The sequence below is a fragment of the Pigmentiphaga litoralis genome, from assembly GCF_013408655.1.
Lineage (GTDB): Bacteria > Pseudomonadota > Gammaproteobacteria > Burkholderiales > Burkholderiaceae_B > Pigmentiphaga > Pigmentiphaga litoralis_A.
Genome location: NZ_JACCBP010000001.1, coordinates 3,310,256 through 3,326,208 on the forward strand (window position 1 = coordinate 3,310,256; position 15,953 = coordinate 3,326,208).

At 60.8% G+C, this 15,953-nt stretch carries 16 protein-coding genes; 10 read left to right on the forward strand and 6 right to left on the reverse strand.

All coding sequences use genetic code 11. From position 1 onward, the window contains the following. The first annotated feature begins 68 nt into the window (after positions 1–68). The 6 genes from HD883_RS14960 to cydX all read left to right on the forward strand — a co-directional run bounded on the left by HD883_RS14960 (position 69) and on the right by cydX (position 6,985). Entirely contained in the window at positions 69–623 is a 555-nt protein-coding gene (locus HD883_RS14960) for a GbsR/MarR family transcriptional regulator (RefSeq protein ID WP_179584072.1), read from the forward strand. A gap of 81 nt (positions 624–704) precedes the next feature. After that, complete coding sequence (gene cydD / locus HD883_RS14965; protein ID WP_179584070.1) at positions 705–2,375, forward strand: thiol reductant ABC exporter subunit CydD; 1,671 nt, start codon at positions 705–707, stop codon at positions 2,373–2,375. Further along, complete coding sequence (locus HD883_RS14970; RefSeq protein ID WP_179584068.1) at positions 2,372–4,063, forward strand: amino acid ABC transporter ATP-binding/permease protein; 1,692 nt, start codon at positions 2,372–2,374, stop codon at positions 4,061–4,063. Before cydD ends, HD883_RS14970 begins: the two co-directional genes overlap by 4 nt. 29 nt (positions 4,064–4,092) lie before the next feature. Next, a complete protein-coding gene (locus HD883_RS14975; RefSeq protein WP_179584060.1) occupies positions 4,093–5,703 on the forward strand; it encodes a cytochrome ubiquinol oxidase subunit I in 1,611 nt (536 codons plus the stop codon). Between the two features lie 4 nt (positions 5,704–5,707). Then, the gene (cydB, locus tag HD883_RS14980; protein ID WP_179584058.1) at positions 5,708–6,862 is read left to right on the forward strand and encodes a cytochrome d ubiquinol oxidase subunit II; all 1,155 of its coding nucleotides are present in this window, start codon (positions 5,708–5,710) and stop codon (positions 6,860–6,862) included. A gap of 24 nt (positions 6,863–6,886) precedes the next feature. Continuing rightward, positions 6,887–6,985, forward strand: coding sequence for a cytochrome bd-I oxidase subunit CydX (gene cydX / locus HD883_RS14985; RefSeq protein WP_179584055.1), 99 nt, complete (start codon positions 6,887–6,889; stop codon positions 6,983–6,985). A gap of 199 nt (positions 6,986–7,184) precedes the next feature. Here cydX and HD883_RS27715 read toward each other — a convergent pair whose 3' ends face one another. Together HD883_RS27715 and HD883_RS14995 are read right to left on the reverse strand one after the other, a co-directional pair. Next, positions 7,185–7,406, reverse strand: a complete 222-nt coding sequence (locus tag HD883_RS27715; protein ID WP_257022219.1) for a tripartite tricarboxylate transporter substrate-binding protein — start codon at positions 7,404–7,406, stop codon at positions 7,185–7,187. Between the two features lie 55 nt (positions 7,407–7,461). Further along, positions 7,462–8,298: a Bug family tripartite tricarboxylate transporter substrate binding protein gene (locus tag HD883_RS14995; protein WP_373563432.1), complete on the reverse strand. Its 837-nt coding sequence runs from the start codon at positions 8,296–8,298 to the stop codon at positions 7,462–7,464. 301 nt (positions 8,299–8,599) lie between these two features. On the opposite strand from HD883_RS14995, the gene HD883_RS15000 reads away from it, so the two are divergent. After that, positions 8,600–9,745, forward strand: a complete 1,146-nt coding sequence (locus tag HD883_RS15000) for a YbfB/YjiJ family MFS transporter (protein WP_179584049.1) — start codon at positions 8,600–8,602, stop codon at positions 9,743–9,745. A gap of 11 nt (positions 9,746–9,756) precedes the next feature. Here the strand turns inward: HD883_RS15000 and HD883_RS15005 are convergent, their stop codons facing one another. Together HD883_RS15005 and HD883_RS15010 are read right to left on the reverse strand one after the other, a co-directional pair. Then, positions 9,757–10,173, reverse strand: coding sequence for a CopD family protein (locus HD883_RS15005; protein ID WP_179584047.1), 417 nt, complete (start codon positions 10,171–10,173; stop codon positions 9,757–9,759). Continuing rightward, the gene (locus HD883_RS15010) at positions 10,170–10,577 is read right to left on the reverse strand and encodes a DUF3817 domain-containing protein (protein WP_179584045.1); all 408 of its coding nucleotides are present in this window, start codon (positions 10,575–10,577) and stop codon (positions 10,170–10,172) included. The genes HD883_RS15005 and HD883_RS15010 overlap by 4 nt, the downstream gene beginning before the upstream one ends. A gap of 141 nt (positions 10,578–10,718) precedes the next feature. Between HD883_RS15010 and HD883_RS15015 the strand changes: the two genes are divergently transcribed. After that, positions 10,719–11,777 carry a GlxA family transcriptional regulator gene (locus HD883_RS15015; RefSeq protein WP_179584043.1) on the forward strand — a complete coding sequence of 353 codons (1,059 nt, stop codon included), beginning with the start codon at positions 10,719–10,721 and terminating at the stop codon, positions 11,775–11,777. Here HD883_RS15015 and HD883_RS15020 read toward each other — a convergent pair. Next, positions 11,707–12,606, reverse strand: coding sequence for an MBL fold metallo-hydrolase (locus HD883_RS15020; RefSeq protein WP_179584041.1), 900 nt, complete (start codon positions 12,604–12,606; stop codon positions 11,707–11,709). The two genes, HD883_RS15015 and HD883_RS15020, sit on opposite strands and share 71 nt — an antisense overlap. A 129-nt stretch (positions 12,607–12,735) precedes the next feature. Here HD883_RS15020 and HD883_RS15025 point away from each other — a divergent pair, with 129 nt between their 5' ends. Further along, on the forward strand, positions 12,736–13,698 hold the full coding sequence (locus HD883_RS15025; protein WP_179584039.1) for a GlxA family transcriptional regulator: 963 nt from the start codon (positions 12,736–12,738) through the stop codon (positions 13,696–13,698). Positions 13,699–13,724: 26 nt separating this feature from the next. On the opposite strand, the gene HD883_RS15030 is transcribed toward HD883_RS15025, so the two are convergent. Then, positions 13,725–14,933, reverse strand: coding sequence for an MFS transporter (locus tag HD883_RS15030; protein ID WP_179584037.1), 1,209 nt, complete (start codon positions 14,931–14,933; stop codon positions 13,725–13,727). 133 nt (positions 14,934–15,066) lie between these two features. Between HD883_RS15030 and HD883_RS15035 the strand changes: the two genes are divergently transcribed. Next, on the forward strand, positions 15,067–15,948 hold the full coding sequence (locus HD883_RS15035; RefSeq protein ID WP_179584036.1) for a LysR family transcriptional regulator: 882 nt from the start codon (positions 15,067–15,069) through the stop codon (positions 15,946–15,948). Positions 15,949–15,953 lie beyond the last annotated feature (5 nt).

The following is a 15,953-nucleotide window of genomic DNA, read 5'->3' on the forward strand; positions in this document are numbered from 1 at the left end:
CAGCAGCAGGCCGACCAACTCAACAATATTCCTGCTAATATTCATGAAATACTGAAATTTGGAAAAAAATGTCACCCGTCGTCGAATCCTTCGTGGCGCATTTTGGGGAGATGGGCAGCCGATGGGGCATCAACCGCACTGTCGGTCAGGTGTACGCACTGCTATTCGTGTCCCCGCAGCCCTTGAATGCCGACGAGATTGGCGAGACGCTGGGAATATCCCGCTCCAACACCAGCATCAGCATCAAGGAACTGGAAGCGTGGCAACTGGTCCGGTTGACGCGCACCCCAGGGGACCGGCGCGAATACTACAGCACGCTTGGTAGCGTATGGGACATCTTCAAGGCGGTTGCTGCCGAGAGGCGCCGCCGAGAAGTCGAGCCGACGCTAACCATGTTGCGGCAGTCGCTGCTCGATCCGGGCGCGAACGCGGCCGACCGCTACGCCCTCGAGCGCATGCGCGAGATGTACGACCTGGCCGAGATGTCGAACAACTGGTTCGAAGAACTGCAGGACCTTTCACCGGAATCCCTGCTGCAGCTAATGAGCCTGGGCCGCAAAGTCCAGAAGCTGCTCGCTGTGAAGGACCGGGCCACCGCGCCGCTTAGAAAAAAGCCCCGCTGAAGCCTTTTCAGCACAAACCCCGATCGTAAGGCGCGAACTCAACGCCTAACTACGACTTAAATTTTCACTAGTTACTGAAATATGGAAAACTCAGGGCCCTCAGGACTTAAAGTCGGCAGCGTCATGTCAGCGCTGGGGGCCCTGTTATGGATTCCTCAGGCAAGCCTGATCGCGGCGGCGGTGTACCAGGTTGCCCTTGGCAATGGCGCTAGCGCCATCGTGCTGCATGCCCTGGGATTTGTCGCATTGGGCGTACTGCGTTCCACCCTGGACGCCTGGGCTACGCGGCGTCTGTTCCGCGATGCACGCGTTGCGGTTTCCGCGTTGCGGGAGCGTGCGGCCGCCGCCCTCGCCTCCCGTTCCCCCCTCGATGTGTCGCGTCCGGCCTCTGGCCAGGCGGCAAGCGTGATCGGGGAACAGGCGGAAGCCCTGGTTCCGTGGCTGACCCGCTACAGCCCGGCTCGGTGGCGCGTGATGCTGGTGCCTCCGGTCATCGCGGTGGCAGTCGGCGTACATACCTGGGCAGCGGCCCTGATCCTGATAGCGGCCGCGCCGCTTATCCCTGTGTTCATGGCATTGATCGGTTGGCGCGCGAAGGCTGCCAGCGAAGCGCAGCTGGGTGAACTCGGTCGCATGAACGGGTTGCTGCTGGACCGGTTGCGCGGACTGACGACCCTGCGCGCTCTGGGCGCGGTGCCCTCCACGGCACAGCGCGTACGCAACCACGCCGAGTCTCTCAGGGTCGGAACCATGCAGGTCTTGCGCATTGCGTTTCTGTCGTCAGCCGTGCTTGAACTGTTTGCCGCATTGGGCATCGCCCTGACCGCCGTCTATGTCGGCTTCCATCTGCTTGGCGAGCTGACGTTCGGTGCGTGGGGCGACACGTTGACGCTGAGTGAAGGGTTGTTCATTCTGCTGCTCGCGCCGGCGTTTTTCGAGCCCTTGCGAGACCTGTCGGCGGCCTGGCACGATCGCGCTGCCGGTGAAGCCGCAAGGGACGCGATAACCCAGCTGATCGGCGGCGATGCTGGCTTGGTGGGCGGCGGGCACACCGGCCCATCCGCCCTTTGCAATACGCCTGCTGACACTTACGCACGCGGCAGGACGCCAGCGATCTCCCTGCGCAACGTGACCGTAAATCAATACGGCGACGCACCGCCGCTGCACTTTGCGGACATCGACATTCACGCAGGACAGCATGTCGCGTTGTGGGGATCCAGCGGCAGTGGCAAGACGCTATTGCTGTCGCTGATGGCCGGTCTGGTGAAGGCAGGAAGCGGCACCGTGACCATCGGCGGTGCGATGCTACGCGACGACACCGCAGGCGCATTACGGCAGTGCATGGCGTGGATGGGACAAAAGCCGCATGTCTTTGCTGCGTCGGTCAGCAGCAACGTCTCGCTGGGTCAGCCTGATGTATCGCCCGAACAGGTCCAACACGCCTTGCAGGCTGTCGGCCTCATGGACGCCGTGCAGCATGGCGTGTCCCGCAGCGTTGGCGAAGGCGGTCTGGGGCTGTCAGGCGGGGAAGTCATCCGGCTGGCCCTGGCGCGCGCGGCCGTCCGGCCCGGCGCCGACATCCTGCTGATCGACGAACCAACTGCCCACCTTGACAACGACACCGCGCAACGCGTGATCGCCGCCTTGCAGCAGATGGCCATCGGCCGCACGCTGGTGGTCGCCACGCATGACCCCCGGCTTGCCCGGCACATGGACAGGGTCGTCAACGTCGATGCCGAGGTCTTGCCATGAGCAAGCCCAACGACATGGCAGCGATTGCGCGTTTCTACCTTAGTGCCTCTGGCCGCTCCCTTCTGCTTGGGATCATCCTGACGGCGGCCACGGTGGCGATGGGAATCGCCTTGCTTGGGGTGTCCGGCTGGTTCATTACCGCTACGGCGTTGGCCGGCATGTCGTTGACATCGGCCATCGCATTCGACGTCTTCATGCCCTCGGCGTCGATACGCCTGCTTGCGCTGGGGCGAACCGTATCCCGATACGCCGAGCGGGTGGTCACACACGACGCCACGTTCGGCGTCCTGGCGCAGTTGCGCGAACGGCTGTTCCTGGGCTGGTCGCAACCCGCAGCAGCTCGCGACCTGGCGGCCCGTCCATCACGATGGCTGTTCCGGTTGACGGCGGACCTGGACGCGCTCGAGTCCGTCTACCTGCGTCTTGCCGCGCCTTGCGCAGCTGCCATCGGCGCTGCCGCGCTCGCGGGCCTGTTGCTGGCCAGCGTGGATCCGCGGCTGGGTGCGGCGGCCTTTCTTGCGCTTTGCACGCTCGGGCTTGGCGGATCGGCAATGGTCATGCGCCAGGCGTGGCCCCACGCAGTGCGACGCGCCAAAGCCCTCGAACGTGTGCGATCGCAAACCATTGATCTGGTTGCAGGACAGACGGAATGGATCATGGCCGGGCAACTGGATGCACAGAAGGCGCGGCTATGGGGCAGCGACCGGCGCCTTGCACACACCGATCTTGCTCTGAATCAGGTCGACGTCATTGCTGCCTGGATACAGGGTGTTGTCGGTGCGGTGTTCGTGGCTGCCGTGCTGCTGGCTGCGGCGGAATGTGCCGCGACCGGCGTGGCGACCGTCCCGATGATGGCCTTGGCAGTGCTGGGTGCACAGGCTTCTATCGAACCTTTCGGCGCCCTCAGGCGCGGCGCGCTGGAAGCAGGACGCACGTGGCTCGCCGCCCGCCGCATCGCACCCCGGCTGCGCGCAGAAAACGAGGCATTGCCCAAGATCCGGGCGCCAGGCGCCAATGTGGCCTGCCACCTGGTCGACGTGTTCGTCCGGTATTCCTGTGAGCACCGTGCGGCAGTCAGTGGCTTCACGGTCTCGATCGCGAAGGGAGACCGCGTGGCGTTGATCGGCCCGAGCGGTGCCGGCAAGTCCACGTTGCTGTCGGTGATTGCAGGCGACGTGACGCCCAACCAGGGCAAGGCGGCCGGACTGCCCGCCACGATGTTTACGCAGCGCACCGAACTGTTCCAGGACACGCTCAGGGACAACCTGCGCCTGGCCAACCCAGCAGCTGATGACACGCGACTTTGGCACGCCCTGGCCGATGCCGGCTTGGCCCAGGACCTGATTGGCAACGGCGCAGGACTGGACACGCCGCTGGGTGAAGGCGGGATTGGCTTGTCGGGCGGACAGTCCCGGCGTCTGGCGCTGGCCCGCTTGCTGCTGCACGACAGCAGTGTCTGGCTGTTGGACGAGCCGACTGAAGCGCTGGATGCCTCGACAGCGCGAGACGTTCTGACCGTGCTGGCCCAGCGTGCGGATCACCGCACCGTCGTCATCGCCACGCACCTGCACCGCGAAGCCGCGCTGGCGGACCGCCTGCTGCTGATGCGCGCTGGCGCGGTGGAACAAGATGTCCGCCGAGGCACCCCCGAATTTGACGCAGCGCTGTCGGCGCTACGTCCAGATTGACCTGTAGACTCGCTAGAGCAAGGACTTCCATGGAACTCGATATCGTCGGCCTGTCGCGCCTGCAGTTTGCGATGACGGCGCTTTACCACTTTCTATTCGTACCCCTGACACTCGGGCTGTCGGTGCTGGTTGCGATCATGGAGACGGTGTATGTGATGAGCAGCCGGCCTATCTGGCGGCAAATGACCAAATTCTGGGGCACGTTGTTTGGCATCAACTTTGCGATGGGCGTGGCGACAGGCATCGTGATGGAGTTCCAGTTCGGCATGAACTGGAGCTACTACAGCCACTACGTCGGTGACATTTTTGGTGCGCCGTTGGCCCTGGAAGGCCTCATGGCGTTCTTCATGGAAGCGACTTTTGTCGGCCTGTTCTTTTTCGGCTGGGACCGACTGTCCAAGGTGTCTCATCTGGCAGTCACATGGTTGGTGGCGATCGCCACCAACTTTTCAGCCTTGTGGATCCTGATTGCAAACGGGTGGATGCAAAACCCCGTCGGCGCAACTTTCAATCCGCAAACCATGCGCATGGAAATCCATGACTTTGCGGCGGTGATCTTCAATCCGGTGGCCCAAGCCAAGTTCGTTCACACCGTGTCAGCCGGCTATGTTGTCGCGTCGATATTCGTGCTGGGCGTATCGGCCTGGTACCTGCTCAAGGGCCGTCATGGCGAACTCGCGAAACGGTCCATGACGGTGGCTGCGTCATTCGGTCTGGCCGCGTCGCTGTCTGTCGTAGTCCTAGGCGATGAAAGCGGGTATTTGTCGACCGAACACCAGAAAATGAAGCTGGCCGCGGTGGAAGCCATGTGGCACACGGAACCGGCGCCCGCCGCGTTCACGCTGTTCGGCCTGCCCGACCAGGACGCGCGCGAGACCCACTACGCCATTCACATCCCCTGGGTCATGGGGCTGATCGGCACACGGTCGTTGACCACGGAAATTCCCGGCATCCACGACCTGGTCGACCTGGCTAAAGTCCGAATCCGGCAGGGTATTCGTGCGTATGACGCGCTGGAACAGATTCTTGCCGAGAACAGCGTCAAGGCCATCTCACCTCCCCTTGCCGAACGCTTCGAGGCCGATGGTCATCTGCTTGGCTATGCCCTGCTGCTGAAGCGGTATGTCGACGATCCGCGCAAGGCCACCGACGCACAGATCGATCAGGCTGCGTGGGACACCGTGCCCCAGGTAGCCCCCCTGTTCTGGTCGTTCCGCGTGATGGTTGTCCTTGGCATGTTCTTCATCGTGCTGACCGCTACCTTCTTCGTGCTGTCTGCGCGGCGCCGTCTGGACGCACATCCCTGGCTGTTGAAAGTCGCGGTCGCTGCCATCCCACTTCCCTGGATCGCTGCGGAATGCGGCTGGATCGTCGCCGAGCTGGGACGCCAGCCATGGAGTATCGAAGGCGTGCTCCCCACGGCAGTCGCGGTCTCCAACCTGGGCGTGACCACGGTGCTCACCACGCTAATCGGCTTTGCCGCCCTGTACACGGGGCTTCTGGTGATCGAAATGAAGCTGATGCTCAAAGCGATCCGCAAGGGGCCTGAGCATGAGCACGTGCGGTCCCCCGGAGGCGCGGTTCCCATTCTTGGCCACAGCGGCATGCTGCGCACCGCTCCCATGATTTCTGAGGAATGACATCGTGATCCTGTACGAACTGATGGACTACGACACCTTGCGTGTCATCTGGTGGGCGCTGCTGGGCGCCCTGCTGGTCGGCTTTGCAGTGACCGATGGCTTCGACCTTGGGACCGGCGCACTGCTGACGGCAGTTGGCCGCACCGACCTTGAAAGGCGTGTGGTGATCAACACGGTCGGACCGGTATGGGAAGGCAACCAGGTATGGCTGATCCTGGGGGGTGGGGCCATCTTTGCCGCCTGGCCGCAACTGTATGCCGTGTCGTTCTCGGGCTTCTACTTCGCCATGTTTGCGATCCTGCTTGCCCTGATCATCCGGCCCGTGGCGTTCAAATTCCGGAGCAAACATGAATCACGCCGGTGGCGGTCGGCATGGGACTGGAGCCTGGTCATAGGCGGCATCATCCCAGCCGTCGTGTTCGGCGTGGCTATGGGGAACGTGCTTCAAGGCGTGCCGTTCCGGCTCGCCCCCGACATGCGCATTTTCTACGACGGCGCATTCCTTGATCTGTTGAACCCCTTCGCCTTGCTGTGCGGCTTGGTCTCGCTCGCCATGATGCTGATGCACGGGGCGGCGTGGCTGGTGCTGAAGACCGACGACGACGTGGCGGTCAGGGCCCGACGTTACGGCCTCGTAGCCGCCGTGGCCGTTCTGGTCCTGTACGGGCTGGCCGGCGTGGCGTTATGGACAGGGATCGAAGGCTATCGCGTTACCAGTTCCATCGTGACCGACGGGCCGTCGAATCCGCTGTTCAAGACTGCCGTCTCGCAGACAGGGGCCTGGTTCGGCAACTATCTGGCCCACCCCTGGACGATGGCTGCGCCCGTCTCGGGCTTGGTTGGCGCCATGCTGGCCGTGCTGGGGCTGTGCTTACGGTGGGAGCGCGTCACGCTTGTGGCCAGCAGCGCGTCGATTGCCGGCATCGTGCTGAGTGTCGGGGCATCCATGTTTCCTTTCATCCTGCCTTCATCTATCCAGCCCTCGGCCAGCCTGACGGTGTGGGACGCGTCGTCCAGCCACCTGACGCTGTTCATCATGCTGATCGGCACCTGCATCTTTCTGCCGCTGATCGTTGCCTACACCACCTGGGTCTACCGCGTGCTGTGGGGCAAGGTCACCGCCAGCGACATCCGAGATGGCCGCGGCCATGCCTACTGAATCGAATTAATCGGGAGAATGACGATGTGGTACTTCGCATGGATTCTAGGGTTGCCACTTGCGGCGATTTTTGCGGTGCTCAATGCCATGTGGTACGAGTTGATGGATGACCCGGCAAAGTAGCGCGGCAGCGTTGTCGCGTCGTTAGTTCGAGGCCACAGACAACATCGATTCGGCACTGCCCATGTAGGGAATGTGCTCTGCCGGATTCCCGTGCGGTCCTTGAGCAGTTCGCTCGCCAACTGGAAAGCTGTCGCGCTGGCTGCATAGTTCGCGGTCTTCGGACTTGCCTTGGCATGGGTGACTGGGTCGGCGATCGACGTCATCTTCGAATCGCGTTGGTTGAGACGACCAACGGAAACGACGCAACGAGCGATATCGGAACAAAATCTTTCTGCGGAGCGTACGAAACGTTCCGATATGTCGCGGGATTGATGGAAATAGGTCCAGTCGCGCCCATCAGCAGCGTGTGCCCGTCGGCCGGTCCTTTCGACACCACGACGGAGCCGACAAGCAACTCCATCGTGACGATGCGATGAATCATCTTGTCTCCTGTGTCTACAACGCATGGCGCTAGGCCCTGATCTGCAGGACTGATCCTATTCGGCCTTGATCGACAATGCTTTGACGACAGGTACAAAAACCGCCTTTTCGGCCCGCACAAGCTCCTGGAATTCCGCCGGCGTTTTGGCGACTGCCTCTGCTCCATATTCTGCAAACTGAGCGCCAATTCTTGACGTGCTCAGTATCCGGTTAAGTTCGACGTTAAAGCGGCGAACCCTATCGGCAGACATGGAGGCCGGAGCGTAGATGCCGAACATCGAATCGGCAAAGATCCTGTCGACACCCATCTCGGCAAAGGTGGGTACATCAGCGTACCCTTGTGCTCGCTGGCGGCTCGCGACACCCAACAGCCTGAGTTTGCCGGCCTTGACCATGGGCAGGAAGTTCGCCGGCCCGAACGCGTAGTCGATCTGGCCAGCCATCAGGTCCTGGATAGCGGGTGCAGCCCCCCGGTATGGCACATGGGTCTCTGCCGCCCCAAGGCCGACGTTCAACAGCTCTCCGGCCAGATGGGGCGTTGTTCCGTTCCCTGCCGAACCGAAGCTGAGTGCTTTGGGATTCGCTTTGATGTAAGCGATGAAAGAAGCCAGATCCTTCGGCTCCAACCCTGGGCGGGCCAGCAGAAACAGCTTGCTGTTGGCCAGTAATCCGACAGGTTGCAGGTCCTTGTCAAAGGTAAATGGAATATTGGTGTAGATAAATGGATTCACCGACTGGGTAGTCGTGGGTGCGATGAGGAACGTGTGGTCGTCGCGACCGTTCCTGGCAACTTCGGCTCCCGCGACATTGCCACCCGCACCCGGCCTGTTTTCGACGACAACCGTCTGACCGAGCGCCTCACCTAATGGGCCCGATACGGCACGCGTCAACACATCGGCCAAACCGCCTGGCGCCAACGCGACGATCAGCCTTATCGGTCGGGTTGGCCAGACTTCTGGAGTCTGTGCCTGGACCACCGGGACCATCATGGCAGATAGCAGACCAGCCGCAGCGGCTCGGGTGCCACACGATTTGAGCAAGTGATACACACGATAAAATCCAAAGGTCATACGCGCCCTGTGAAGCAAGAAATGGATAGGTACTGCATCATGGAGGGATCCCCCGCATCCGACTATCCGATTTGCGCCAGTCACTGTCCGTTTACGCAGTCTCAATTCAATGTCGAGTTCGTTAATGAAGCGTGACATCAACCTTGTCAGCGCTGGCTTTGCCCTGACCGCGTTGACCTATGGCTTAGGCCGATTTGCCTACGGATTGCTGCTGCCCGAGATTCGCAACGATCTTGCGTTGACGGTCTCAAGCGCAGGGTGGATCGGTGGAAGCTCCTTCGCGGCGTACTGCATCGGCGTGCTGATCGCCTTCATCACGCTGACCCGGCTTGGCGATCGCGGCGTTGCTGCGCTGGCGGGCATCACGGCCACAGTTGGACTTATCTTGATCGCGACTGCATCGTCGGCCTGGGTTCTCGGAACGGGCATTGCGCTTGCCGGTTTCGGCACCGGACTGACATCGCCACCGCTTGCCGCCGCGGTATCGCATCACATCGACGCGCAGGCGCACTCGATATCCAATGGTGTGATCAACGCAGGCACGGCGGGCGGAATCGCGTTGTCGGGAATCTTCGTCGTCATTGTGGACAGCAGTTGGCGCACCCTTTACACGTTATTCGCTGGAATTGGCGTTGCGGTCTCCGTTTGGGCAGTTCTCGCCTTGCCCTCCTCTCGGCACGCCGTAGCGGCAAGGCCTTTCACCTTCAAGTCCTTGGGACGCGCAGGCGTAGATGGCCTCTGTGCCAGCGCGTTCCTGATGGGCGCAGGAAGCACAGCCGTGTGGACCTTCGGCGCGGCTCTACTGCAGCAACGCTTTGAATTCAACAGTCAGGAAGTCGCATACGCCTGGATTGGGCTTGGTACTGCCGCGACGCTGGGCGCGTCCACCGGCCTCTTGACCAACCGGTTCGGGGTCGCGTTCGTTCACCGTGCTTCGCTTCTGGCCATGGCACTCACTTTGTGTGCACTGGCGTTTTATGGCCTTCCGACTGCACTGGCTTTTGCCGGCATGGCCGTGTTCGGAGCCGCATACATTGTTTCAACAGGCGCATTCTTGCTATGGGGCATCGCTCTCTACCCGAGCCGCCCTGACATTGGTCTTGGCATCCCCTTCCTCACCATGGCGGTCGGGCAGACCGTTGGCGCGCCGGCGTACGGCTTTGTGTGGGATCACGCGGGTGTCACGCCTGCCTTGCTCGGCGCCGCGTCAGTGATTGCCCTTGGCGCATTCTGGCGGCCAGCCCATCGCCTGCTGGCTCATGACACCTGAAGACATGACCTTCAGGAAGGCTTGACGACCGCCAGAATCGCGATCGCAATGAGCGCGCACACAATCAGTGGCCCGGTACGCCCGGCTCGGCCCGGAATGCGATTGACGATGCGGCGAAGCTGCCCCGCCTGAATGCCGTGCACTGCCGACAGAACAACAACCAGAGCAGCTTTGGCCGGCAGCCATAGCGTCCCGGTCCACCCACCAAGAAAGGCAAGCGCGATGCCGAAGCCCCACGCAAGCAGCATGGCAGGCAGTGTCACCCTTCTGTCCCAGCGCCGGACGGTCTCGGCCATCGCACTGGCGGCTTCAGAAGTGAAAAGGACCGACCGGATGAAGACGCTGGTCCCGACAAGCCCTCCTACAAAGACTAGAGCGCTGGCCACGTGAAACGCCTTTAACCATACGTAGCTGCTGGCCAGGGTCATGCCACCTCCCTTTTGCGCAAGCTGGCGTTTTTTCGTGCCAGTAGCAAGCCGTTGAAAAAAACGCCCATCGGAATGAGCGCGAGAATGATCAGTTGCGCAGTTTCCCGCCGGTTGAAGTAGGGCGCCGACGCCGTTGTTTGCAAGATCAGCCAGAGATAAGCCAGCACCGCAACGCCATGTGCCGGACCCATCAACTTGACGCCGATTGACCAGTCAAACACATGCTTGAGCGGAACCGCGATCAGCAAGAGCACCAGCAACATCGCACCCTCCAGAAACGAGGCAATCCTGAGGCGGCGCAGCTGTGCCAGCTCATCACGTACGTTCACGTGATCGAAGTCGTCACCGGGCGCCGAAAAGGGCCCGGCATTGTCGTTTCGTAGCGGCTTGAGGGAAGGTGACATACGGCGGTCTCATTGAGTGACCGCCTATTTATAGCGGTAAGCCGCAACGCACCGTGAGTGGCAGGACCGACAAAGAATGATCACTTTCTGCCATCTTGTTCTATTCTTTGTTTCACGACTTTCAACGACGTAAATCGCCTCATGCAGAGAATAGCGGTGTTGGCCTTACCTGGCGTGATTCCATCCGACCTCGGAATCGCATGCGATGTCTTCAGGTACGTGCGGAACAGGAACGGTGATGATGCCTACACCGTCGAAGTGTGTAGCGAGGCGAACAAAGTCGATACTGGCCTGTTTTCGCTTAGCGCGCCTTATCGGCTTGGCAGGTTGACGCAGGCGGACATCGTTGTGGTGCCAGGCGTGCAAGACATCAGTGCCGCCCCCTCGGCGGCCGTGGTGCGTGCCATTCGAGCAGCCCACGCGCGTGGCGCCCTGGTTGCCTCGATCTGTACAGGAGCATTCGTTCTGGCAGCGGCAGGTTTGCTCGATCGACGCCGGGCGGCCACCCACTGGGCGGCGGCAGAGGACTTGGCTCGGCGCTATCCCCAAGTCATGGTGGACGCAGACGCATTATTCGTGGACCACGGAGACGTAGTGACGTCGGCGGGTTCATCGGCAGGCCTGGATATGTGTCTGCACCTGATCGCGCGCCAACATGGCCAGGCCATTGCAGCGCAAGCGGCGAAGCTGGCCGTTGCGCCGCTTCGGCGCGATGGCGGCCAGGCGCCCTTCATACGGCAGCAACCGCTGGTTGCTTCCACGACCTTTGCCGCACTCCTGGAGTGGATGCACCACAACCTGCGAAACCCGATCGACGTCCGAGCCCTGGCCGAACGAGCTCACATGACACCGCGCACTTTCGCTCGCAAGTTCAAGGATCAGACGGGCACCACGCCGATCCAGTGGCTGCTGACCCACCGGATTCGGATGGCCCAAGAACTGTTGGAGACGACGGCCATATCGATTGATGACGTTGCTGCGGCCGCCGGATTCGAGTCGTCAGTTACCTTCCGTGCAAGGTTTCAACGAGTGGTAGGCCTGACGCCGACCGCGTATCGTCGGCGGTTCAGTTCGCCGCAAGAAGGCAGTCCTAGTCAGGCGTCAACCAGGGCGGCAAACAGATTGCGGATCAAAACTGGTACGACTGACCATCATCGGGCACCAGCACCCGCGAAAAGTCCATGCCGGTTGCGTGAATGAAAGCCCGCAGCTCTGCGCGGGTTTGCATACCGTGATTCACGGCATCCATGTGGCTGCCAATAATCGTGGCCTTGGGGGCCAACTCGTACGCACGTTGCAGATCGGCTTTGCCCATGATGATCGAACCGTCCAGGCCTTTGATGCGGGCATAACCTGTGTTCAGGATGATCACGTCAGGCTGAAACTGCTTGATTGCCGCTTCGACCTGACCGTTCCAGATCGTATCGCCGGCCACATACACGGTCCTGTAGCCAGGTCGCTGAAAAACGATGCCCATCACAGGGTTCAACATTGGCACGGCGTGGATGGCTTCGGCACTCCCGTGTTGACCCTCGGCTCGGCTGATGCGCGTCCCTTTCAACTCAATAGTGTCACGCAATACACGGACATCCTTGAAGCCGTCCTTGCGAATCGCTTGTGCGTCGGTATCGTCCTGGGCGATCAGAGGCACGGTCTTGGGCAGCGTTTTCTTCGCGGCCTCATCCCAGTGATCCAGATGGGTGTGGGTCACGATAACGGCGTCGGCCTTAATGACATCGGCCACTGGCATGGGCAGTTCGACCAGCGGGTTGCGAAGTTCGCTGCGATAGCTGCCAGCGAAGCCCGGGTATGCGCCACGCTTCGCCAACATTGGGTCGATCAGGAAGGTGGTGCCTGCGTAAGTCAGCTTGATCGTAGCGTTGCGAATCTGCTGGAAGGTGACGTGCTGCGTGGTCCGGGCGGTGCTCTGCATAGTGGCTTGTGCAGTGGCCTCTGTGGCAGCCTGTGCCGACAGCGAGCAAAAGCCTGTCATTAGGGCTGCGGAGAAAAGAACGTGAGCGGTTTTCATGACTTGCCTTCAAGGATGGAATATCGACAGGCATCCATTATCCGGCCCGGCCCAAGATCCGACCATTGGCCTGAAAGACATTGACCGATAAAATCGGGCCAATTTTCTGATGTTTTGGATCCGCACGCAATGCAACCTGTTCGAGTCGCCGTTGTTGTCTTCGAAGGCGCTAGCCTTTTCCATTTGTCGGTGCCCGGCATGGTGTTTGGCGCCACGTCGACGCTGGAAAATCTGCCGCCTTACGAGATCAGCTATTGCGCCCCGAAGCGAGGCGCGATCCGGTGCGACCAGGGCATGACGATCGACGTGCCGAGGGGTCTGCGGGCCATGGCGTCTGCGGACATTGTCATCGTCCCGGCATGGGACCATCCGGAAACGCGTGCGCCTGCCGCATTGACCAAGGCGCTGCGAACAGCGCACGCTCGGGGCGCACAGGTCGTCGGCCTGTGCCTGGGCGCCTTCGTTCTGGGGGATGCCGGCCTGCTCGATGGCCGCAAAGCAACAACACATTGGGCCTGCCGGGACCTGTTTGTGCAGCGCTTTCCGCTAGCGGAATTCCATCCTGACGTGCTTTATGTGGACGACGACCAGATCGTGACATCGGCTGGCACCGTAGCAGCCATCGACTGCTGTCTCAATCTGCTCCGTCAACGTCACGGAACAGACGTCGCAAACCATGTGGCGCGCCTGCTGGTGACGCCACCGCATCGGCAGGGAGGGCAGGCGCAATACATCGAACGGCCCTTGCCCGAGCGACCCGGCGAAAGCCGGCTGCCCGGCGTTCTTGAATGGGCGCGCGCGCATCTGTCCGACACGTTGTCGGTAAATACGCTTGCCGACCAGGCCAGCATGAGCCGCCGTACGTTCACGCGGCGTTTCAAGGATGCGACGGGTGGAACAGTCGTTCAATGGCTTACCGCTGAACGAGTCGCCCGCGCGCAGCACCTGCTTGAGTCGTCCGACCTGACGATCGAACAGATCGCGACCAAGGTGGGGTTCGGAACGGCGCTTTCCTTGCGTCAACACTTTGCGAAGCTGGTGCGCACGTCGCCGTCGAGCTTCAGGCGAGCCTTTCGGGAACGGGCGCAATAGGTCGGCGTGATGACACATCGTTGCTATCAGGTCACTAAGCGTCCTCTGCGGGCGCGCAGCACTATAGGCATGAAGAAAAGCAGGCCTAGCAAGGGTCCTGGCAAAAGGTACCAGGCGACGTAGACCCCCATGTCAGCAAAGTCGCGGGTGACCCAAGTGATGGAGGCCACGGTTATGAGGAACCCGATGCTGTTCTGTATGGCCAAAGCACCTCCGACAAGTTCGGGCGGGCATGCGTTGGCCGAGAGTGCTGAAAATTGGGCGGAGTCCATGATCACTGTCAGTCCCCACAACAGCAGCGCTGGAACGCAGAACGCCAATCCTAGCGGACGCACGAGCGGGTACACGAGGCACATCAAACCCGATATAGCCAGAGCTGTCGCTGCTACGGCAGCGCTATCCACCCGTTTACTCAGCCAACCACCCAAACTGCTTCCCAACGCGCCTACGCCGATGATCGCAAAGGAAAGCACCGCTACCCAGATCGCCGTCTTGTCGGTATCCACGTCCGCAACTGACACAAGATCCTTCACAAAGAAGGGCACCAGTGTCCAGAACGCGTAAAGCTCCCACATGTGTCCGAAGTAGCCCATTGCGATAGCGCGAAACTTTGCCCCCTTGAAGGCAGTCAGCGCAGCGCCCCACTGCCCCTTCTTCGCGGTCGCAGGTGGCAAGTATGGACCATCGCCCAATACCCGAACCAAGCAAGCGCCGCCAATAGCTAGCAAGCTGGACGTCAGCACGACAGCCTCCCAGGACAGCCCACCTCCTGCTGCACGCACGGCGTGCGGCAACGCTGATCCAAGGGTCAGCATACCTACGAGCAAGCCCAGCGCAGCACCGGTCCTTTCCCGTGTCCAGCCGATGACCATCTTCATGCCAAGCGGGTAAATACCCGCAAGACACACACCTACTGCAAAGCGGATCACCATGCCTTGTTGGAAGTTTGTTGCAAGCAATGCGAATGCTGCATTTAGCATCGCCCCGACAAGACATGCGCTTGTGAACAGACGAGTTGCGGAATAACGATCCGCCGCACCGCTGGCGGCAAGGAGCAACGTGCCTGCTATAAAGCCCATCTGCGTTGAACCTGTCAGTTGCCCAAGTTGGGCGCCAGACAGGTTCCATGCGCTGGCCAGACTTTCCGCGGCGCTGTTCGGGCTGAACCACAAAGACGTCCCGCACAACTGGGCGACAACGATCAGAGCAAGCGGGTATCGACGGATGCGCATCATTTGGCGGCCATGATATGGTCACCTTCGCTACCGCTATGGTTGTCGCAATTAACCATGACCTTGCCGCCTTGTGGGAATCGCATTTTTGTACCTTACGAATACGAGCGTGAATGCCTGAAGCCTGGAACCTGGAATGAATAACCGACAGCTTGAAAGCTTTCTTGCCATCGTCCAGCTTGGCAGCTTTGCTGCTGCTGCCGAGCGACTGCACGTCACCCAATCCACTGTTTCGGCACGCATTCAGGAGCTGGAAGATGACCTGGGAATTAGTCTGTTCGACAGATCACAGCGCCAGGTACATCTGACGAACAAAGGGAGACAACTTGTGGCCTACGCGGAGCAGGTGACGCACATTTTTCGCGAGATCAAAGAGCAGCTTGGCTCCGACACTGCGATCGGCGGGATCGTACGCATAGGTGTCGCCGAACTGGTTGCACTGACATGGCTGCCGAGCTTTACAAGAGCGGTGAGCAAGAAATTTCCGAACGTTATATTGGAGTTCGAAGTCGGACTGAACCCGGCACTGCTCGCAGGAGTTAAAAAAGGTGATTTCGACATTGCCATCATTGCGGGGCCTTCGACCGACACGACGTTCGTCGCTCGTCCGCTCGGCACTGTCCTGTTTTCATGGATGTGCAGTCCAGATCTCTATCCAACGAATGAGCTCATGACTGCACGTGACCTTCGACGTTGGCCGATCGTCTATCAAGGCACCGACTCCTATACGACAGAAGCAACGAACACCTGGCTCGGCATCCGCGCTTCCAAAAAGCACCTTGGAACCTCCTGCAATAGCCTTGCGGCTGTCAAGTCGCTGACCGTTGCAGGTGTGGGCGTCAGCCTGCTCCCTCACGGCATCTTCGAAGACGCGGTGCATCGCAAGGAACTGATCCCTATTCGCACTGAACCCGCCGGGCTTGAGATGCCATTCACTGCAGTGTTCACCAAACAGACATCATCTCGCCTAGTCGAGGACATCGTGGATCTGTGCGAGCAATCAAGCACCTTTTCCTGACTCGG